The 20,660-nt window shown below is 63.1% G+C and carries 15 protein-coding genes; 10 read left to right on the forward strand and 5 right to left on the reverse strand.

Annotation, left to right across the window (positions count from 1 at the left end; genetic code table 11):
- The 6 genes from zapD to EYW45_RS15055 all read left to right on the forward strand — a co-directional run bounded on the left by zapD (position 1) and on the right by EYW45_RS15055 (position 11,116).
- Positions 1–753 carry a cell division protein ZapD gene (zapD, locus tag EYW45_RS15030; RefSeq protein WP_161136186.1) on the forward strand — a complete coding sequence of 251 codons (753 nt, stop codon included), beginning with the start codon at positions 1–3 and terminating at the stop codon, positions 751–753.
- Between the two features lie 151 nt (positions 754–904).
- On the forward strand, positions 905–2,200 hold the full coding sequence (locus EYW45_RS15035; RefSeq protein ID WP_161136187.1) for an MdtA/MuxA family multidrug efflux RND transporter periplasmic adaptor subunit: 1,296 nt from the start codon (positions 905–907) through the stop codon (positions 2,198–2,200).
- Positions 2,197–5,343 (forward strand): MdtB/MuxB family multidrug efflux RND transporter permease subunit, encoded by a 3,147-nt coding sequence (locus EYW45_RS15040; RefSeq protein WP_161136188.1) that lies wholly within the window; start codon positions 2,197–2,199, stop codon positions 5,341–5,343. Before EYW45_RS15035 ends, EYW45_RS15040 begins: the two co-directional genes overlap by 4 nt.
- Entirely contained in the window at positions 5,340–8,456 is a 3,117-nt protein-coding gene (locus EYW45_RS15045; RefSeq protein ID WP_161136189.1) for a multidrug efflux RND transporter permease subunit, read from the forward strand. The genes EYW45_RS15040 and EYW45_RS15045 overlap by 4 nt, the downstream gene beginning before the upstream one ends.
- Positions 8,453–9,955, forward strand: a complete 1,503-nt coding sequence (locus EYW45_RS15050; protein WP_235939041.1) for an efflux transporter outer membrane subunit — start codon at positions 8,453–8,455, stop codon at positions 9,953–9,955. The genes EYW45_RS15045 and EYW45_RS15050 overlap by 4 nt, the downstream gene beginning before the upstream one ends.
- Positions 9,956–10,123: 168 nt before the next feature.
- Positions 10,124–11,116 carry a Bug family tripartite tricarboxylate transporter substrate binding protein gene (locus EYW45_RS15055; protein ID WP_161136190.1) on the forward strand — a complete coding sequence of 331 codons (993 nt, stop codon included), beginning with the start codon at positions 10,124–10,126 and terminating at the stop codon, positions 11,114–11,116.
- A 186-nt stretch (positions 11,117–11,302) separates the two neighbouring features.
- On the opposite strand, the gene EYW45_RS15060 is transcribed toward EYW45_RS15055, so the two are convergent.
- Positions 11,303–11,851: a cysteine dioxygenase family protein gene (locus EYW45_RS15060; protein ID WP_161136191.1), complete on the reverse strand. Its 549-nt coding sequence runs from the start codon at positions 11,849–11,851 to the stop codon at positions 11,303–11,305.
- 197 nt (positions 11,852–12,048) lie between these two features.
- Between EYW45_RS15060 and EYW45_RS15065 the strand changes: the two genes are divergently transcribed.
- Both EYW45_RS15065 and EYW45_RS15070 read left to right on the forward strand, forming a co-directional pair.
- The gene (locus EYW45_RS15065; RefSeq protein ID WP_161136192.1) at positions 12,049–12,507 is read left to right on the forward strand and encodes an Lrp/AsnC family transcriptional regulator; all 459 of its coding nucleotides are present in this window, start codon (positions 12,049–12,051) and stop codon (positions 12,505–12,507) included.
- Between the two features lie 319 nt (positions 12,508–12,826).
- Positions 12,827–13,519, forward strand: coding sequence for a gamma-glutamylcyclotransferase (locus tag EYW45_RS15070; protein ID WP_161136193.1), 693 nt, complete (start codon positions 12,827–12,829; stop codon positions 13,517–13,519).
- A gap of 96 nt (positions 13,520–13,615) precedes the next feature.
- On the opposite strand, the gene mgtE is transcribed toward EYW45_RS15070, so the two are convergent.
- From mgtE to EYW45_RS15085, 3 genes are all read right to left on the reverse strand, one after another.
- A complete protein-coding gene (gene mgtE / locus EYW45_RS15075; RefSeq protein ID WP_161136280.1) occupies positions 13,616–15,088 on the reverse strand; it encodes a magnesium transporter in 1,473 nt (490 codons plus the stop codon).
- 16 nt (positions 15,089–15,104) lie between these two features.
- A complete protein-coding gene (locus tag EYW45_RS15080; protein ID WP_161136281.1) occupies positions 15,105–15,449 on the reverse strand; it encodes an acyl-CoA thioesterase in 345 nt (114 codons plus the stop codon).
- Positions 15,450–15,576: 127 nt separating this feature from the next.
- Entirely contained in the window at positions 15,577–16,620 is a 1,044-nt protein-coding gene (locus EYW45_RS15085) for a YeiH family protein (protein WP_161136194.1), read from the reverse strand.
- Between the two features lie 127 nt (positions 16,621–16,747).
- Between EYW45_RS15085 and EYW45_RS15090 the strand changes: the two genes are divergently transcribed.
- Entirely contained in the window at positions 16,748–17,623 is an 876-nt protein-coding gene (locus EYW45_RS15090) for a LysR family transcriptional regulator (protein WP_161136195.1), read from the forward strand.
- On the opposite strand, the gene EYW45_RS15095 is transcribed toward EYW45_RS15090, so the two are convergent.
- Positions 17,620–18,819: a M20 aminoacylase family protein gene (locus tag EYW45_RS15095; protein ID WP_161136196.1), complete on the reverse strand. Its 1,200-nt coding sequence runs from the start codon at positions 18,817–18,819 to the stop codon at positions 17,620–17,622. The genes EYW45_RS15090 and EYW45_RS15095 overlap by 4 nt on opposite strands.
- A gap of 73 nt (positions 18,820–18,892) precedes the next feature.
- Here EYW45_RS15095 and EYW45_RS15100 point away from each other — a divergent pair, with 73 nt between their 5' ends.
- The gene (locus EYW45_RS15100; RefSeq protein ID WP_161136197.1) at positions 18,893–20,623 is read left to right on the forward strand and encodes an AMP-binding protein; all 1,731 of its coding nucleotides are present in this window, start codon (positions 18,893–18,895) and stop codon (positions 20,621–20,623) included.
- Positions 20,624–20,660: the final 37 nt, after the last annotated feature.

A 20,660-nucleotide genomic window follows, 5' to 3' on the forward strand; every position in this document is an offset into this window, starting at 1 on the left:
GTGATTCTTTACGAATATCCCTTTAATGAACGTATCCGGGCCTATCTTCGGCTCGAGTACCTGTTCGATCGGCTTTTCTACTTCGCGCGCGGCGATAATCTGCGCCAGCATCAGATCGCCATCACCACCTTGTTCGATATCCTTGACGCCAGCGAGCGCACGGAGATCAAGGCATCGGTGCTGCAGGATGTCGAGCGCCAGCGCATCTCGCTCACCAATCTGCGCGGCCACCCGCGGGTGGAGCAGGACGCACTCGAGAGCATGTTGCGTGAGATGGAGCAGGTCGCCGCCGCATTGAGCGCCGCCGGCAAAACCGGGCAGGCGCTGCGCGAAAACGAGTGGCTGAACAGTTTGCGGGGCCGATTGGCGGTGCCCGGCGGCGCGAGCCAGGTCGATATGCCGTCGTATCACGCTTGGCAGCACAAGTCGGAAGCCGGGCGGCACGAAGATCTCGAGCGCTGGATTCAGCCGTTGCTGCCGATGCACGAAGGCTTGCGCATTGCGCTGCGGCTGGTGCGCGAATCGGGCGACAAGGCCGAGGCACGTTCCGATCAGGGCGCCTACCAACAGATGCTGGGCGGCAAGACCTACCAACTGTGCCGCGTGTGGATCGATCCGGCGCAGGGGGCCTTCCCGGAGATCAGCGCCAATAAGTACATGGTGTGGATCCGCTTTTCCACCCAGGACGGTGAGCTGAAACCCCAGCCGATCACGGGCGATGTCGGGTTTACGATGGCCTTGTGTAACGCCTGATCACACATTTTTGCGCCAAAATCCGCCAACGCATTCAATTTTCAGCGATTTTTCTGTTGCGGACGATTTCAACTGCAATCGTTGGAATTTCATTCGGCCCCCGGCTCGTACACAATAGCGGCTTCGTATAGGCCCGCCGGATCTTCGTAACATGTCACAGCCCCACTCCTCGCCGCCGCGTTCCCGTTGGACGCGCACGCGCATCGCAGGCCTGATCGTCCTGCTGCTCGTTGCAGCCGGGGTGGTCTGGTTCCTGATGAAGCCGGCGGCCACGACAGCACCTGGGGGGCGGCCGGGCATGCGCGGCGGACCGCCGGGGGCGATGGGCATGAACATGCCCATCCCGGTGAAGGCGGCCACGGCGCGGGCGCAGGACATGCCCATCTACCTGCAATCGCTCGGCACGGTCACTGCCTACAACACCGTCACCGTGCGCAGCCGGGTGGGCGGTGAACTGGTGAAAGTGGCCTTCGATGAGGGGCAGCGGGTGAAAGCCGGCGACTTGCTGGCGCAGATCGATCCGCGTGCCTTTGAGGTGGCGCTGGCCCAGGCGCAGGGCACGCAGCAGCAAAACGTGGCCCAGCTCGAAAACGCCCGCCGCGATCTGCAGCGCTACCAAACCCTCTTCAAGCAGGATTCGATCGCCCGCCAGCAGGTGGATACGCAGCTTGCCTTGGTGCGCCAGTATGAAGGCACGCTCAAGAGCGATCAGGCAGCGGTCAACAGCGCCAAGCTACAGCTCGACTACGCACGCATTACCGCGCCGATCTCCGGGCGTCTCGGGTTGCGTCAGGTCGACGTCGGCAACCTGATCGCCAGTTCGGATACGGCGGGCCTGGTCGTCATCACGCAAACCCAGCCGATCGCGGTGATGTTCACCATCCCCGAAACGCAGTTGCCCGAGGTACTCAAGCAACTGCGCAGCGGTGCCACGCTGCTCGTGGACGCCTACGATCGCGCCAATACGCGCAAGGTGGCCTCCGGCACGCTGGAGACGCTGGATAACCAGATCGACGTCGCCACAGGTACCGTGAAGCTCAAGGCGCGTTTCGAAAACGCCGACGAAAGCCTGTTCCCCAACCAGTTCGTCAATATGCGATTGCTCGTGCAGACGCGCGAGAACGCCACCGCGATCCCGACAGTAGCCGTGCAGCAGGGCGCGACCGGCGCGTTCGTTTTTGTGGTCAAGGCGGACAATACGATCGAAGTGCGCACGGTCGAGCTGGGTCCGATCTACAACGATATGGTCGCGGTCAACAAAGGACTCAATGTGGGCGAAGTGGTGGTCACCGAAGGCACCGACCGCTTGCGCAATGAGAGCAAGGTGCAGGTGATGACCGACGCGGCCGCCGCGATCCCGGCCGCCACCGGCAACGCGTTGGGCGGCGGCACGCCGCCGGGCGCCGATGGCAGTACCACGCAGCGCCGCCGGAACCCCGCGCCTTGAGCCCGTCACGCCTCTTCATCCTGCGGCCGGTCGCCACGACGCTGTCGATGTTGGCGATCCTGATCGCCGGCCTGATCGCCTACCGGTTCCTGCCGGTCGCCGCGTTGCCGGAAGTCGACTACCCCACGATTCAGGTGGTCACGCTCTATCCGGGCGCGAGCCCCGATGTGATGACCACGCTCGTGACTGCGCCGCTCGAACGGCGCTTCGGGCAGATGCCGGGTCTGGCGCAGATGGCGTCGTCCAGTTCAGGCGGGGCCTCGGTGATCACGCTGAAGTTCACGCTGGAAGTGAGCCTGGACGTGGCCGAGCAGGAGGTACAGGCGGCCATTAACGCGGCCTCCAATCTGTTGCCGTCCGATCTGCCGGTGCCGCCGATCTACAACAAGGTCAACCCGGCCGACGCGCCGGTGCTGACGCTGGCCATTTCGTCGCCGACCATGCCGCTGCCGCAGGTGCGCGATCTGGTCGATTCGCGCGTGGCGCAAAAGCTCTCGCAAATTCCCGGTGTGGGTTTGGTGAGCGTGGCCGGCGGCCAACGGCCGGCCGTACGGCTGCAGGTCAATCCCACCGCGTTGGCCAATAACGGCTTGAGCCTGGCCGATCTGCGCACGGCGATCGTGGGCGCCAACGTCAATCAGCCGAAGGGCAATCTGGACGGGCCGCAACGCTCGACCACGATCAATGCGAACGACCAATTGCGCTCGCCCACCGACTACAACGATCTCATCATCTCCTACAAGGACGGCGCCCCGATACGCTTGAAGGATGTGGGCTTGGCCGTGCAGGGCGCCGAAGATATCCGCCAGGCCGCCTGGGCCGGCAAAGAGCCGGCGATTCTGCTCAATATCCAGCGCCAGCCCGGCGCCAACGTGATCGATGTGGTGGACCGCATCTATGCGTTGCTGCCGGCGCTCAAGCAAGCGTTGCCGGCCACGCTCGATGTGTCGACCGTCACTGATCGCACGCTGACGATCCGCGAATCGGTGGCGCATGTGCGCTTCGAGTTGCTGCTGGCCATCGCGCTGGTGGTGATGGTGACCTTCATCTTCCTGCGCAGTTTTACCGCCACGTTGATCCCCAGCGTGGTGGTGCCGCTCTCGTTGATCGGCACGTTCGGCATCATGTACCTGGCCGGATTCAGCATCAACAACCTGACGTTGATGGCCTTGACGATCGCGACCGGTTTCGTGGTGGATGACGCCATCGTGATGATCGAGAACATCGCGCGGCATATCGAGGAGGGCGAAACGCCCATGCAGGCCGCGCTGAAAGGCGCGTCCCAGATCGGCTTCACGCTCATATCGCTCACGCTGTCGCTGATCGCGGTGTTGATCCCGCTGCTGTTCATGACCGAAGTGGTGGGGCGGTTGTTCCGCGAGTTTGCGGTCACCCTCGCCGTGGCGATTCTTTTCTCGCTGGTGGTGTCGCTCACGCTCACACCGATGATGTGCGCGCGCATGCTCAAGCCCGAATCGGAGCAGAAGCACAACCGCTTCCACCAGTTCACCGGCCGCTGCATCGATCGGCTGGTCGCCGTCTACGACCGCATTCTGGTCAAGGTGCTGGCGCACCGCAAGCTCACATTGCTGGTGGCGTTGGGCACGTTTGCGCTCACTGTGGTGCTGTACGCGCTGGTGCCCAAGGGTTTCTTTCCGCAGCAGGATACGGGGCTGATCCAGGCGATCACGCAAGGCCCGCAATCGATTTCGTTTGCCGGTATGGCCACGCGCCAGCGCGAAGCCGCCGGCATCATCATGGAAGACCCCGCTGTCGCTGCGGTGTCGTCGTTCATCGGCGTGGACGGCAGCAATGCCACCATCGCGGCCGGCCGGATGCAGATTGCGCTCAAGTCTGGCGATGCACGCAGCGATTCGGTGGCCACCGTGATGGCGCGGCTGCAGGACCGATTGGGCGACCGGACCGGGCTCACGGTATATATGCAGCCGGTGCAGGATCTCACCATCGAGGATCGGGTGAGCCGCACGCAGTATCAGCTCACCTTGTCCAATCCTGATCTCTCGGTGCTCAGCCAGTGGGCGCCCAAGCTGGTGGACAAGTTGAGCGAGACGCCCGGTTTGGCGGACGTGGCGCACGATCTGCAGGACGAAGGCCTGCAAACGTACGTCGACATCGATCGCGACGCGGCCTCGCGATTGGGCATCAGCGCATCGGCCGTGGATGAGGCGCTTTATGACGCATTCGGTCAACGCCTGATTTCGACGATCTTCACCCAATCGAATCAGTATCGCGTGGTGCTCGAAGTGGCGCCGCAGTTCCGCCAGGATCCGTCGGCCCTGGCGCGCATCTACGTGCCCACCACAAACAGCACATTGGTGCCGCTGGCCAGCATCGCCACGATTTCCGAGCGGCGCACGGTGCTGGCGATCAACCGGCTCGATCAGTTCCCGATGGTCACGGTGTCGTTCAATCTGGCGCCGGGGGCGTCGCTCTCGGATGCGGTCGAATCGATCAAGCAGGCCGAGATCGATATCGGCATGCCGAGCGGCGTCGAAACGCGCTTCCAGGGTGCGGCGCAAGCCTTCCAGTCGTCGCTGTCGAGCACGTTGCTGCTGATCCTTGCCGCCATCGTCACGATGTATATCGTGCTGGGCGTACTGTACGAAAGCTATATCCATCCCATCACGATTCTGTCGACATTGCCGTCGGCCGGGGTGGGGGCGTTGCTGGCGCTCTTGATCAGCGGTACCGAACTCGACATGATCGGGATCATCGGCATCATCCTGCTCATCGGCATCGTCAAGAAGAACGCGATCATGATGATCGACTTCGCTTTGGATGCCGAGCGTACGCGCGGGTTGGCGCCGCTCGCAGCCATTCACGAAGCGGCACTGTTGCGCTTCAGGCCCATTCTGATGACCACGCTGGCGGCGCTCTTCGGTGCCGTGCCGCTGATGCTGTCCACCGGCACGGGTGCCGAATTGCGTCAGCCGCTGGGGTTGGTGATGGTGGGCGGCTTGCTGTTCAGCCAACTGCTTACCATCTTCACTACGCCGGTGATCTATCTGATGTTCGATCGCCTGTCGCGCCGGGGCAAGAAGCCCGCGGCTACGGTGTCGCATGACGGCCACGTCACGCCTGGCGATCACCCGCCCGCACCGCCCACGGAGCGCCCGGCGTGAACTTGTCCGCGCCCTTCATCAACCGCCCGGTGGCCACGACGCTGTTGTCACTGGCCGTGGTGCTGGTGGGCATTCTGTCGTTCGTGCTGCTGCCCGTGGCGCCGCTGCCGCAGGTGGATATTCCAACCATCTCGGTATCGGCGAGTCTGCCGGGGGCCAGTCCCGAAACCATGGCGTCCAGCGTGGCCACGCCGCTCGAGCGTGCGCTGGGCAGCATTGCCGGCGTGACCGAGATGACGTCGCGCAGCACGCAGGGTTCCACGCGCATCACCTTGCAGTTCGATCTCAGTCGCGATATCGATGGCGCGGCGCGCGATGTGCAGGCCGCCATCAATGCGTCCCGCAGCCTGCTGCCGACCAGCCTGAAAAGCAATCCCACCTATAACAAAGCCAACCCGTCTTCCGCGCCCATCATGACGCTGGCGCTCACCTCGGACACCTTGAGCCAGGGCCAGCTCTACGACATCGCCGCCACGATCCTCGCGCAGCGCCTGGCGCAGGTCAACGGCGTGGGCGAAGTGACGGTGGGGGGCAGTTCGCTGCCGGCGGTGCGAGTCAACCTGCTGCCCGGCGCATTGTCCAATCGCGGCGTGTCGCTGGACGAAGTGCGTCAGGCGCTGGCCGGCGCCAATGCCAATCGGCCCAAGGGCGTGCTCGAAAACGAGGATTATCACTGGCAGATTCTGGCCAGCGACCAGCTCAATCGTGCCGAGCAATACCGGCCGCTGATCGTGGCGTGGCGCGATGGTGCGCCGGTGCGTCTCTCAGACGTGGCGCGTGTCGAAGACTCGGTCGAAGATCTGTTCCAGACGGGCTTCTCGAACGACAAGCCGGCCATCTTGCTGATCGTGCGTCGTCAGGCCGCAGCCAACATTATCGAAACGGTGGACGAAGTGCGGCGCCAACTGCCGCAGCTCAACGCCTTGCTGCCCGGCAGCGTGCAGATGGTGGTGGCGCAAGACCGCACGCCCAGTATTCGTGCGTTGTTGCACGAAGCCGAACTCACGCTCATCATCGCGGTCGGCCTGGTCGTGCTGGTCACGTTGCTGTTTTTGCGCCGCTGGCGCGCGGCCATCATTCCCAGCATCGCGGTACCGGTGTCGCTGGTCGGCACGTTTACCGTGATGTATTTCTGCGGCTATACGCTCAACACCATCTCGCTGATGGCCCTGATCGTGGCCACCGGCTTCGTGGTCGACGACGCCATCGTGGTGCTCGAGAACATCATGCGCCACATCGAAGACGGCATGCCACCGCGCGAGGCGGCCTTGCGCGGGTCGCGCGAAGTGGGCTTTACCGTGCTGTCGATGAGCCTGTCGCTGGTGGCCGTGTTCATCCCCATTCTGCTGATGGGCGGGATCGTGGGACGACTGTTCCGCGAGTTTGCGGTGACGTTGTCGGCCTCGGTGCTGGTCTCGCTCATCGTGTCACTCACCTTGACGCCGATGCTGTGCGCGCGCTGGCTCAAGCGCGAGCCCGACGACGCGCCGCCGCCCAACCGCATCATGCGCTGGTCGGAGTCGGGCTTCGCCTGGCTGCTGTTGCGCTATCAAAGCGCGTTGCGGTGGGCGCTGCGTCATGGCGTCACCATGATGCTGGTGCTGGTGGGCACGATCGGCTTGAACGTGTATCTGTATGGCGCGATTTCGAAGGGCTTTTTCCCGGAGCAGGATACTGGCCAGCTCATCGGCTTTTTCCGCGTCGATCAAGGTACGTCGTTTCAGGCGACCGTGCCCAAGCTCGAGTATTTTCGCGGCGTGATTCTCAAGGATCCGGCGGTGCAAAGCGTGACCGGTTTCGTGGGCGGACGCGGCGGCAGCAACAGCAGCTTCATGCAGATTCAGCTCAAGCCGATGTCCGAGCGCGGCGTGCCCTCCGAAGCGGTGATCAACCGGCTGCGCAAGCAGATGGCCAATGTAGCGGGCGCCAATATGTTCCTGGTGGCGCAGCAGGATATCCGCGTGGGCGGGCGCGACAGCAGCGGTTCATACCAGTACACCCTGATGGCGAGCGATCTGCCGGTGCTGCGCACCTGGATGCCGCGGGTGCAGCGGGCGCTGGCGGCTCTGCCGGAACTCACGGATGTGGACACCGATACCAGCGATCGCGGCACGCAGATCAATCTGGTCATCGATCGCGAGGCGGCCACGCGCCTGGGCGTGAGCATGGCCTCGATCTCGTCGGTGTTGAACAATTCGTTCAGCCAGCGGCAGGTATCGACGATGTACGGCCCACTCAACCAATACAATGTGGTGATGGGCGTGGATCAGCGGTTTGCCGAAGACGCCGAGTCGCTCAAATTGGTCGACGTCATCACGGCCAACGGCGACCGTGTGCCGCTGGCATCGTTTGCCCGATTTGAAGTCGGCACGGCGCCGCTCAGCGTATCGCACCAGGGCTTGTTCGTGGCCGACACGGTGTCGTTCAGCCTCGCGCCGGGCGTGTCGTTGGGGCAGGCCACCCTTGCGGTCGAGAATGCCATCGCGCGTATCGCCTTGCCGACCGATCAGATTCAGGCTGGCTTTCAGGGCACGGCTGCGCTTTTGCAAACGACCTTGTCGCAGCAGCCGTGGCTGATCCTGGCTGCGCTCGTCACGATGTATATCGTGCTGGGCATACTGTACGAGAGCTTCATCCATCCGCTGACGATTCTGTCGACATTGCCCTCGGCCGGTATCGGCGCGTTGCTGGCGTTGGAAGTGCTCAACACGCCGTTTACATTGATTGCGCTGATCGGTGTGTTCCTCTTGATTGGTATCGTGAAGAAGAACGCCATCATGATGGTGGACTTCGCGCTCGATGCCCAGCGGCATCAGAAACTGTCGCCTTCCGACGCCATTTTCCAGGCCTGCGTCACGCGCTTCCGGCCGATCATGATGACCACGATGGCGGCGATCTTCGGTGCGTTGCCGTTGGTGCTGGCCATTGGCGCCGGTGCCGAAATCCGCCAGCCCCTGGGGATCACGATCGTGGGTGGCTTGGTGCTGAGCCAGTTGCTCACGCTCTTCACCACCCCCGTCATTTATCTTTATCTGGATCGTTTGCGCCTGTGGGGCCACACGCGCTTCGGCCGCCGTGGCCGCCGCGACGATCCCGAGTTGGAATCGCTATGAAGTCGATGTTCTCTCCTGGTCGTTTCGCGTTGCGACGCGCCGTGATGGTTGCCGTGTGTGCGGGATTGAGCGCTTGCGCCGTGGGTCCCGACTACGTGCCGCCGGTGGTGGATGTGGGCGAAGGCTATAAAGAAGCTGCCGTCGACACCTCGGGATGGACGCCGGCGCAACCGCGCGACGACCACCCTCGCGGCGAATGGTGGCGCATCTACCAGGACGGCACGCTCGATGGCCTGATGGCGCAGCTCAACATCGCCAATCAGAACGTCGCGCAAGCGGAAGCGAACTACCGGCAGGCCCTGGCACTCGTGCGCAACGCGCGGTCCGATTTGTTTCCCCTGATCACCACCGGCGCGAGTCTTTCGCGCGCGGGCAGTGGCAACGGCACCTCGGGGTCGGGCGGCACCACCTCGTCAGGAGGCGGGCCCAGTAACCAATACACCGCATCGGGCACGGTGAGCTGGGAGCCCGATGTGTGGGGCCGCGTGCGACGCAATATCGAATCGCAGCAGGCCAACGTGCAGGCCAGCGTGTCGGATCTCGCTACGGCGCGCTTGAGCGCGCAATCGGCGCTGGCGCAAAACTACTTCCAACTGCGCATTCTCGATGAACAGGCTCGCTTGCTGGCGCAAACCGTTGCGGCCTACGAACGCTCACTCAAGCTGACCAGCAATCGGTACGACGCCGGCCTGTCGGCCCGGGCGGATATCGCCGTTGCGACGACGCAGCTGGAGAGCACGCGCGCGCAAGCCATCGATCTGGAATGGCAACGGGCGCAGTTCGAACACGCCATTGCGGTGTTGATCGGCGTGCCGCCATCGCGCTTCACGTTGGTCGCCACCGATTTCGGCCAGGCCGTGCCGCAGATCCCCGCCGGGTTGCCATCGGCCTTGCTCGAGCGCCGTCCCGATGTGGCAGCGGCCGAGCGCCGTATGGCGCAGGCAAACGCACAGATTGGCGTGGCGAAGGCCGCTTGGTTTCCCAACCTTACGTTGTCGGCCGACGGCGGCTTTCGCAGCGGTCAATTCGCAGAATGGCTGACGGCGCCCGCGCGTTTCTGGTCGTTGGGTCCGCAGTTGGCCGCCACGATTTTCGATGGTGGCCTGCGCGCCTCGCAGGTCGAGCAAGCCGAGGCGTCATACGACGGCCAGGTGGCGGCGTATCGGCAAGCGGTGCTCTCGGCGTTGGGTGAGGTCGAGGATTACCTTGGTCAGATGCGCGTGTTCGAACGCGAACAGGTGGTGCAGAATCGCGCGCTGGCGTCGTCGCGCGAGTCGTTACGGCTCACACGCAATCAATACGAATCCGGCCTGATCGATTACCTGAGCGTGGCCACGATTCAAGCCACTGCGCTGTCGAACGAGCGCACGGCGCTGAACCTGATCGGCAATCGTTTGACGGCAAGCGTGCAGTTGATTGCCGCGCTCGGCGGCGGTTGGGACGGTGTCGAGCAGGCCATGCGCGACGCACAACCGGCGGTGGATGCCGCGAAAAGGTAGGCGCCACAAGTAATGTGGCGCGGAAGGGCGGCCTGGCGACAGCCGATGTGTGGCGGCATCGGGCTTGCATTGGGGAAGACCCCGTTTGCGGTGCGGTCATGTGACGATCTTTCCGCACGGCATTCATAATATGGGGCTTACCCGTATTCGCTTCAGGAAGTTTGCATCATGTCTCTCTCGCGTCCCCTGCGCACTTTTGCCCTTGTTGGCGCGGCGCTGGCCGCCAGCGCATCGATGTTCTCGGCGCCCGCCCTTGCCGCCCAGGAACGTCCGCTGATCCTCGTCGTGCCTTATCCGCCGGGCGGCAGCACCGATATCGTGGCGCGCATCATTCAACCCGAATTGTCCAAGCGCATGGGCGGCCGTCCCGTTGTGGTCGAGAATCGCGCCGGTGCCGCCAGCCAGATCGCCACCTCGCATGTGGCACGGGCCGAACCGGATGGCAACACGCTCCTGGTGAGCTTCGATAACCACGCGCTGAACCCGGTGGTGAAAAGCAACCTGCCGTATGACACCTTCAAGGATTTCGTGAGCATCGGGCAAACGGTGCGGTTTCCGCTCATCATCGGCGCCAATCCGTCCGTGCCCGGGGACGATCTGAAGGCGTTTCTTGCGGCCGCCAAACAAGCCAAGCCCAATCGCTACAACTTTGCGTCCACCGGTGTCGGGTCGCTCAATCATGTGGCGCCCGAGGAGCTCAAGCAGCTTTCCGGCGTAGAGCTGCTGCACGTCCCGTATTCCGGCGGCGGCCCCGCCGTGCAGGCTGTGGTGGGTGGGCAATCCGATATGACCTGGCTGAGCTATGCCGCGCTGCGCGGTCAGATTCAGGCCGGGAAAATCAAGCCGTTGGCGGTAGCCGGCGACAAGCGTCTACCCGACCTGCCCAATGTGCCCACGGTGGCCGAATCGGGCTTTCCCGGCTTCGTGGCCTATTCCTGGAGCGGCATGTTTGCGCCGGCCGGCACGCCCGAGCCCGTCGTGAAGAAGCTGACGGCCGATTTCCAGGCCGTGCTGGCGATCCCGGAAGTGAAGCAAAAGCTCACCGATGCCGGCTTCGAAGTGGTGGGCTCGGATGGCCCGGCACTTGATGCGTATGTGAAGCAGGAATTCGATCGGTGGTCGGCGTTCGTGAAGGCCTCGAAGATCTCGTTCGAGAACTGATGGTTCAGCGGTCGATGGGCAACGTTTGACGTTGGATACGCGACCTTTGAAGCTGGATCGCTCTGCCAGATTGAGCCTTTAAACCGCGCAGTTGGCGTTGTATCTGCCGAGCGCGCGGCACGGATCGAGGGCGGTATCGGAGGCGCTGTATGGACTAGACGCGGGCGTGATTTGCGCTTGAGCGCTTTACGCCACCGTCACGAGCAGATTCACGCCCGTCGCGATTGCCTCGCGCGGCACGCCATACATGTGCAGCGAGATGCAGACTTCATCGCTTTCGTTGCCCAACCGATGGATGTGGCCCAACCCGGGGCTGGCCGCAATGTGGTCGCCTGCGCGACGCACTTTGCCCCCACAGACCGCCGCCGTCTCGCTGGCCTCATCCCAGCCGTAGTGGGTTTCGGTGAGATCGCCTTGCAGCACGCGGTAGCCGCACCAGGTTCGGTGGCCGTGCACGGGGCTGTGCTGGCCCGGGCGCCAGATCAGGTACACCAACGTAAACGCGCCTTGCGGATCGCTGAAGATCACGTGCCGGGTATAGCTTTCTGCCCGGCCTGCGCGCAGCGCTTGCGGCAAGTCCGCCAGAAGTGCAGCCGGATCGGCCAGACGAAACGCCGGCAATGCGGTGAACGCGGCAGCGGGATCACCGCGTGCGCCCAGCATGGCGTCGCACAGCGTGCGCAGTGCGGGTGATTGCGTCGGCAGGGGATGCGCGTGAGCGTAGGATGAAGTCATGGCTCCATCGTAAAGACGATGCCGAGGTACAAAATTGCCAATGCGGCGCTCGATTGCGCCCCGATTAGAAAAACATTCCAAACGGGCCGCGGCAAGACGATCGCAGGCGCCGGATGCCGGCTTGGGCTGCGCTTTACGCTGGCTCGGCGACCGGGCAAGATGGCGAAACTATTGCTGTTGTTGTTTATGAGGCGCGTGTGGACCAGACCGATATCAAGATTCTGCGCATTCTGCAGAAAAACGCGACCTGCTCCGTGGCGGAAATCGCCGAGCAGGTCAATCTGTCCGTCACGCCCTGTTGGCGGCGCATCCAAAAGCTGAAGGACGACGGCGTGATCGCGCGCGAAGCGATCTTGCTCGATCCCAAGGCGCTGGGCTTGAATCTCACAGTGTTCGTGTTCATCAAAACCAGTCAGCACAATGCCACGTGGACGCAGTCGCTGATCTCCGCGGTGAGTGCTCTGCCGAATGTGGTGGAGTTTTACCGCATGGCGGGCGACGTGGATTACTTGCTCAAGGTCGTGGTGGAAGACATGGCCGCGTACGACCGCTTTTATCGCCGCCTGATCGGTGCTGTGGATCTGTTGGACGTGAGCGCCAGCTTTTCCATGGAAGTGATCAAAAGCACCACGGAGCTACCGTTGGATTGTGTGTGACTGCGCGGTATGACCGGCAGGCCGCGTGCGGCATCGCGGTTGACGACTGGTTTGGCGTACCTGGATGGATGGCCCTTGCGGACGCTTCGGGCTGCGCATTCGCAGGCGTATCGAACAGCGTTACCCCGGTCTGCAGCAGGTCGGCAGTACGCCGACTCGATCCACGCAAAATTTTTTCGCGCCATCGTCCTTTTTGAGATGACATTTTTGCAACACCTCAAAGCATTTTGTTGTCTTGCAATATTTTTCTCCGCAGGCGGGCGTAGGATAAAACCTTGCATGACTGGCATGCGAATGTGACAGCAGCTCGAGGTTTGCTATGTCTTTGGCGGGGCCGACAGGGTCGGTCGGACGGATGTGCGGCACGTCATCAACGACGGTCGACGGCATCCTCGAAAGTTGGAATCGGACCGACGACCTGTGGGTGTTTGCCTACGGCTCATTGATCTGGCACCCCGGATTTCCCTGGGTGGAGCGGCGCCTGGTGACGGTGCGCGGTTTTCACCGGGCTCTGTGTCTCTGGTCGCACGACCACCGTGGTTCACCCGATAACCCAGGTTTGGTGTTTGGCCTCGATCGCGGAGGCTGCTGCCGCGGCGTGGCGTTTCGCATCGCTGCAGCCGATGTGCCCCAAGCGTTCGAAACCTTGTGGCAGCGCGAGATGCCCACGGGCGCCTACACGCCGCGCTGGGTGGGTGCCGCAAGCTGCCGCAGCGAGGCGCCGCCCGTGCGCGCGTTGGCGTTTCTGTTGAACCGTGCGTGCAGTCATTACGCGGGCGAATTACCCGAGGACACCTTGCTCACCACGATCCGCAATGCGGTTGGCGCTTCGGGCCCTTGCCTGGATTACGTTACCCAGACCGCACGGGCGCTGCGCGACCATGGCATCGACGACGAACGGCTGGGATTGCTCGTGCGGCGTTTGACGGAAGCATCGGTGCCATCGCCGATGCCTTCCGCGGCACCGCTACCGCTCACCCCGGTGACGCCGCTGGCTCCGGTGCTGGCCTGACTGAACGTACCGCAGGGCCGATTGATCGATCGGCGATTGCCTGCCGGCTGATGGATCGGGCGCCGGCACTGGTACTGGCCTGACCCACCGGCGGCCTTACAGCAGAAAGATCGTTGCCAGTCCGAGGAAAATAAAGAACCCCAGCGAATCGGTGGCAAAGGTCAGCAGCACCGACGATCCGATGGCGGGATCCTTGCCGAATCGCGCCCGCACCATCGGCACCATCACGCCAAAAGACGCGCCGATCAGCATATTGCAGATCATCGCCGCCATCATCACCAGCGCGATGGCGATCGATCCCGAAAATACCCACGCAAACATGGCCGCCACCAGGCTGCCGCACAGCCCGACGAGCAAGGTCACCATCATCTCGCGCTTGACGAGCGGCCACAGATTTCGGCCGGTGATGCGACCCATGGCCAAGGCGCGGATGATCATCGTCATCGTCTGATTGCCCGAATTGCCGCCGATACCGGCCACGATCGACATCAGGAATGCGAGCACCACGATCTGGCTGACGGTGTTCTCGAAGCGCGAGGCCACGGTCGAGGCCACCGCTGCCGTACAGAGATTGACCAGCAGCCACGGCGCGCGGTTGCGCAGGGCGCTCATCACCGGTGCAAAAATATCCTCCTCGGCCATACCGGCACGCGACAGCGCCTGCTCTTGCGAGTCTTCGCGCATCACGTCCACGACGTCGGCAATCGTCACGCGGCCGATCAGCCGATATTGATCGTCGATCACCGGCGCGGATACCAGGTCGTACCGTTCGAAGGCGCCGGCGGCATCGGCATCGGAATCCAGCGGGTTGAGCGCCAGATAATCGGTTTTCATCACCGAGCGCACGTCGGTCTCGGGTTCGCTCACCAGCAACCGCGACACTTCGAGAATGCCCTGCAGCCGATCCTGACGGTCGACCACGAATATCTGGTCGGTGTGATCGGGCAATTCCTGCAGGCGGCGCAAGTAACGCAACACCACTTCGAGCGTGACGTCTTCGCGCACGCGCACCATCTCGAAATCCATGATGGCGCCCACGCTGTCTTCCGGATAGCCCATGGCCTCCAGCAGTTGCGCGCGCTCTTCGTCGGTCAGGCCTTTCTGTACCTCGGCCACCACGTCGGGCGGCAGGTCCGGCGCCAGATCGGCCAGCTCGTCGGCATCCATGTTGCCGGTGGCCGCCATCAGATCCTGGCGGTCCATCGACTCGATCAGCGATTCGCGAACCCAGTCTTCGACTTCGAGCAGCACATCGCCGTCGTGTTCGGGATCGACCAGACCCCACACCATCTGGCGTTCGTCCTTGGGCAGCGAGCCCAGGATGAACGCGACATCGGCAGGGTGCAACGCATCGATGATGGCCTTGAGCTCGGCCTCGTGTTGACGATGCACGAGGTTCTCGACGATCTTCGCCTTGTCGTCGCCGGCTTCCTGCCGGTGCACAAGTTCTTCCACCAGATGCTGGCGGCGCAGGAGTTCCTGGACTTCACCCAGTGCATGCTGGGCGTCTTCGGGATCGAGGCGGCGCGGCTTGACGGCCGCTGGGTTGTCGTCGGCGTGGGGGTGCATCATCGAAATGCCTGACTCAGAGAGGCGGAAGAGGGCGGCTTTGCCGTGCCTCGTCGGTAGCGACGTAGGTCACGGAGGCTTCGGTCACCTTGACGATTTCGGCGTCCATGCGATGCCGCTCGGCATACACGACGACCGACACGGTGACGGACGTACGCCCCACACGCTCGATATCGGCGTAGAAGCTCAGCAGGTCGCCCACGAATACGGGTTTCTTGAAGACGAAAGCGTTGACGGCGACCGTGGCCACGCGGCCGGCCGCGCGGCGGGCCGCGATGACGGCGCCGGCGATGTCGACCTGGGACATGATCCAGCCGCCGAAGACGTCGCCATGGATGTTGGCGTCGGACGGTTGCGGCATCACGCGCAGTACCGGAATCCTGCCCGCGGGAAGTGTGGTTGTTTCAGTCTTTGCGCGCGCGTCGGTCACAACCGGCTCCCATCGGATAACCGGTCGATTATGCAGGAAAAAAATGTCTCCCGCGCGCTCAAACCGCCAGTTTGACGACGGCGTAGCCGCCAATGAGCAACCAGGCGTAAAGGATGAGGCCGAGAACCATCACACGGGGTCCCGCCTGGCGGATGCTGGCGAAGCGGGTTTCCATGCCGAGGGCCGTCATAGCCATCGTGAGGGCGAAGACGTCCAGGCGGCGCACGGCGGTCAGGACGTCGGCCGGAATGATGTTCAACGAGTTGATGATGGCGAACACCAGGAAGCCGATCGCGAACCAGGGAATGGGCAGCTTGGCGCTTGCGGCTTGCGCGCCGCCTTCCTTGCGCTGCCGCTGACGCAACCACATGCCCAGCACCAGCAGCACCGGCACGAGCAAGGCCACCCGGGTCATCTTCACGATGGTCGCCACCTCGGTGGTCGCGGGATCGATATTGCTCGCGGCGCCGACGACCTGCGCCACCTCGTGAATCGTGCCGCCGATATAGATGCCCAGCGCCTGCGTGTCGAGTCCCAGCCAGCCGGCGCGATAGAAAATCGGATAAAGAAACATCGATAGCGTGCCGAACAGCACCACGGTAGCCACGGCGACCGCGCTTTTGTGCGGCTGCGCGCGCAGCGTGGGCTCGAAAGCCAGCACGGCGGCCGCGCCACAGATCGCGCTGCCGGCGGCCGTCAGCATGGCGGTATCGCGATCCAGCCCCAGCAAGCGTTGGCCCACGACGGTACCGATCACCAGCGTGCCGACCACGATCGTGGTGGAGACGACGAGCCCCGGCATGCCGACGGCGGCGATCTGCTGCAGACTGACGTTCAATCCGTACAGGGCCACCGCAACGCGCAACACCCGGCGCGCCGTGAAGTGCACGCCGGCGTTGAAGCCCGCCGGCATGTCGCCCCGCAGGAAATTGCCGAACAGCATCCCGCACACGATGCCCACGACCAAGGGAGAAAATCCCAATTGCTTGATCGCCGGTAAATCGGCGAGTTGCACCACGGCGGCGGCAAACAAGGCAACGAACAGAATGCCGGTGAGCTTGTCGCGCCAGGCGGGCGGGAGGGGGGCGGCGTGGGCGGTCACAATGATCCAGACGATTGATATTACGTATGGAAATATAAATCGGCCCCGTCAAACGAAAAAGACCGATTTTTAGATAGCTACTATCGGATAATCCGATAGTAATGCTGACTATTAACGGATCACGCCCATGACCCCGGACCAACTTCTTACTTTTGCCCGCGTGGCCGACGAACGCAACATCAGCCGGGCGGCCGTGGCATTGCATCTGTCGCAACCCGCCGTTTCAGGGCAGTTGCGCGCCTTGCAGACGTGGTTTGGCGAGCCGCTATACCACCGCAGTGGCCACGGCATCGCGCTCACCGAGGCCGGCGAGCGGTTGGCCGAGCAGGCGCGGCAGCTTCGCCAGAGCTACGAGCAAGCGCGTGCGTTGCGCGATACCTGGCGGGGCGTAATCGCTGGCACATTGCGCTTGGGCGCGAGCACCACACCCGCGAGCTATCTGCTGCCGGCATTGGTGGCGGCGTTTCGCGCGGCCCATCCTACCGTTGGTGTGCATCTGTCCGACGGCAACACGCGCGAGATCGTCGAGCGGTTACCCACGCTGGATATGGCGTTCATCGAAGGTGAAGTGCCGCCGCAATTGCCCGCCGACACGGCCGTCTACCCCTGGCGGCAGGATGAAGTGGTGGCGATTGTGGGGGCGGCGCACCCCTTGGCGGGTGCCGGCCGTTTGCCATTGGCGGCGTTGGCCGACGAACCGATGGTGATGCGTGAGCCCGGCTCGGGCGTGCGCCGATTGGTCGAGCAGGCGTTTGCCGATGCCGGACACTTTCCGGTGGCGGCACTGGAGCTCGCCGGTGTGGAGGGCGTGAAGCACGCCGTACGGGCTGGGCTGGGCGTCGGTTTCGTGTCGGCGATGTCGATGCAGCACGAGGACGGCACATTGGCCGTGGTGCGCATCGGATCATTCACCTTGCAACGCACCTTGAGCATTCTGGTGCCCCACGCCAGCGCGCCCAGCCGGGCGGCGGCGCGGTTTCTGACGGCGTGTTTGAACGACTAGGCCGGTTGGGCCAACCATTTGCGAGCGAGCTCAACCCAGTACGTGGCGCCCAGCGGCAAGACCTCGTCGTTGAAGTCGTAGCTGCCGTTGTGCAACATGCACGGGCCCATGCCGTGGCCAGCATCGCGATGCTCGCCCAAGCCTGCACCCAGCCAGATATAGCTGCCGGGTTTGGAGAGCAGCATGAACGCGAAATCTTCTGCACCCATTGTGGGGTCCACTGCGGCATTCACATTCTGGCTGCCGACGATGTCGCGCAGTACGCCGGCACTGAACGCGGCTTCCTTGGGATGGTTGATGGTGGGCGGATAGTTGCGGTCGAATTGGAAGTCGACCGTGCAGCCCATGGCCGCCGCCGTGTGCTCGGAAATTTCGCGCATCCGGCGTTCGATGAGGTCCAGCGTTTCGAGCGTGAATGTGCGCACCGTGCCGCGCATGACGGCATCGTTGGGCACCACGTTGTCGGCACTGCCGGTGTGAATCTGCGTGATGCTCAATACGGCGGCGTCGACGGGATTGCGGTTGCGCGTGACGATGGTTTGCATCGATTGTGCGAGCTGCACCACGGCCATCACGGGATCCACACCCAAATGCGGCATGCCCGCGTGGCTGCCCTTCCCGGTGAGCGTGATCTTGAACTCGTTGGCCGACGCCATGATCGGGCCATCGGTCAATCCAAACTGGCCCACAGGCATGCCCGGCCAGTTGTGCATGCCAAATACCGCGTCCATCGGAAAGGTGTCGAACAGGCCATCGTCGACCATGCGCTTGGCCCCCGCGCCGCCTTCTTCAGCGGGTTGGAAAATGACGTAGACGATGCCGTCGAAATCGCGCGATTCCGCGAGATAACGCGCGGCGCCCAACAGCATCGTGGTGTGGCCGTCGTGGCCACAACCATGCATCTTGCCGGGGATCGTGCTTGCGTGCGCGAAGGTGTTGACCTCCTGCATCGGTAGCGCGTCCATGTCTGCGCGCAACCCAACCGCGCGCGTGCCGTTGCCCTTGCCGCGAATGACGCCCACCACACCCGTGCCGCCCATGCCGCGGTGCACTTCGATGCCCCATTCGGTGAGTTTCGCAGCCACCACATCGGAGGTGCGGAACTCTTCATAAGACAGCTCGGGATGCGCGTGCAAATCGCGTCGGATGGCCGTCAATTCGGCGTGCCAAGACAAAATCGGTTCGATGAGTTTCATATGGATGACGGTCGAAATTCAATATTTCTGAGGGTATCATCAAACCCATAAATAGCTAATGGAGACAACCCTCATGAACCGACCGTGGCTCGCGCACTACCCGGCTGAGGTGCCAGCAGAAATATCCACCGACGGCTATGCGTCGCTTGTCGATCTTCTCGATCGCGCTTGCGTGCGTCACGCCGATCGCGTGGCATGCACGGCGATGGGTGCCGACCTGACCTATCGCCATATCGACGAGCACGGGCGCGCCTTTGCGGCCTGGCTGCAATCCCTGCAACTGCCGCGCGGATCGCGCGTGGCCGTCATGATGCCCAATGTGCCGGCGTATCTGGTGGCGCTGCTGGGTGTGTTTCGCGCCGGTCATGTCGTCGTCAACGTCAATCCGCTTTATAAAAGCGTCGAACTCGAACGTGTGCTCAAAGATAGCGGCGCGGCGGTGATCGTGTTGCTTGAGAATTTTGCCCGCACGCTGCAAGACGTCTCGGATCGCGGCAGCCTGCAGCATGTGGTGGTGACGGGGCCGGGGGATTTGCTGGGTGGCCTCAAATCCATGGTGGTCAATCTGGGGGCCAAATATCTGAAAAAGATGATCCCCGAATGGCATATCGACGGCGCGCTCAAATTGAATACCGTGCTGGCAAGCGGTGCACGCGCATCGTTTACGCCGCCCATCATTGCGATGGAAGATATCGCTGTGCTGCAGTACACCGGCGGCACGACCGGTACGCCCAAAGGCGCCATGCTGTCGCACCGCAATCTGGTCGCCAACACCTTGCAAACCGAAGCGGTGGCGGCGCCTGCATTGCGCGGCTCGGGAGAATCGCAACTGGTGATCATCAGCGCGCTGCCGCTGTATCACATCTTCGCGCTCACGGTGTGCGGCTTCTATGCCATGCACAAGGGCATGCGCAACCTGCTTATCATCAATCCGCGCGACCTGCCCACCCTCGTTGCAGCCTGGAAGAAAACGCCGGTCAACCTCTTTCCCGGGGTCAACACACTCTTCAACGCGCTGGCACACAACAGTGCCTTTGCTCAGCTCGATTTCACCCCGCTGCGATTGACGTTGGGGGGCGGCATGGCCGTGCAGCGCGCGGTGGCCGAGCGCTGGCTCAAGCTCACCGGCAAACCGCTGATCGAGGGCTACGGACTATCCGAAACGTCGCCCGTGGCCGTGGTCAATCCCACAGACGCCAAAGAGTATTCAGGTGCGATCGGCTTGCCGTTGCCGTCCACCGATGTGGCGATTCTGGACGATGCAGGCAACGCACTGCCAATCGGGGAGCGGGGCGAGATCGGCATCCGCGGTCCGCAGGTCATGCTCGGCTATTGGCGCAATGAGGCCGAGACGCGCGCGGCCATGACGGCGGATGGTTTTTTCCGTACCGGCGATATTGGTGTGATGGACGAGAAGGGCTACACCCGCATCGTCGACCGCAAGAAGGACATGATTCTGGTGTCGGGTTTCAACGTCTATCCAAATGAAGTTGAGGAAGTCGTGGCCGCGCATCCCGGCGTGCTCGAGTGCGCCGCCATCGGCGTGCCCGACGAGCATTCCGGCGAGTCCGTGAAAGTGTTCGTGGTGAAGAAGGATCCGGCACTGACCGAGCAGGATGTGCTCGAATTTTGCCGCGACAAACTCACCGGCTACAAGCGACCTCGGCAGGTGGTGTTTCGCGAAGAATTGCCCAAGACCAACGTGGGCAAGATCCTGCGGCGCGAATTGCGCGAAGACCCGCCGAAGGAAGGCGGGCAAGGCACCGATCGGCCATCCAGCGCGCCGTCGCAACGCCGCGCTTGAGCAACTGTTGTATTGATGAAGCGGCCGACCCAGACCG

The organism is Schauerella aestuarii (genome assembly GCF_009866805.1).
Taxonomy (GTDB): Bacteria; Pseudomonadota; Gammaproteobacteria; order Burkholderiales; family Burkholderiaceae_B; genus Schauerella; species Schauerella aestuarii.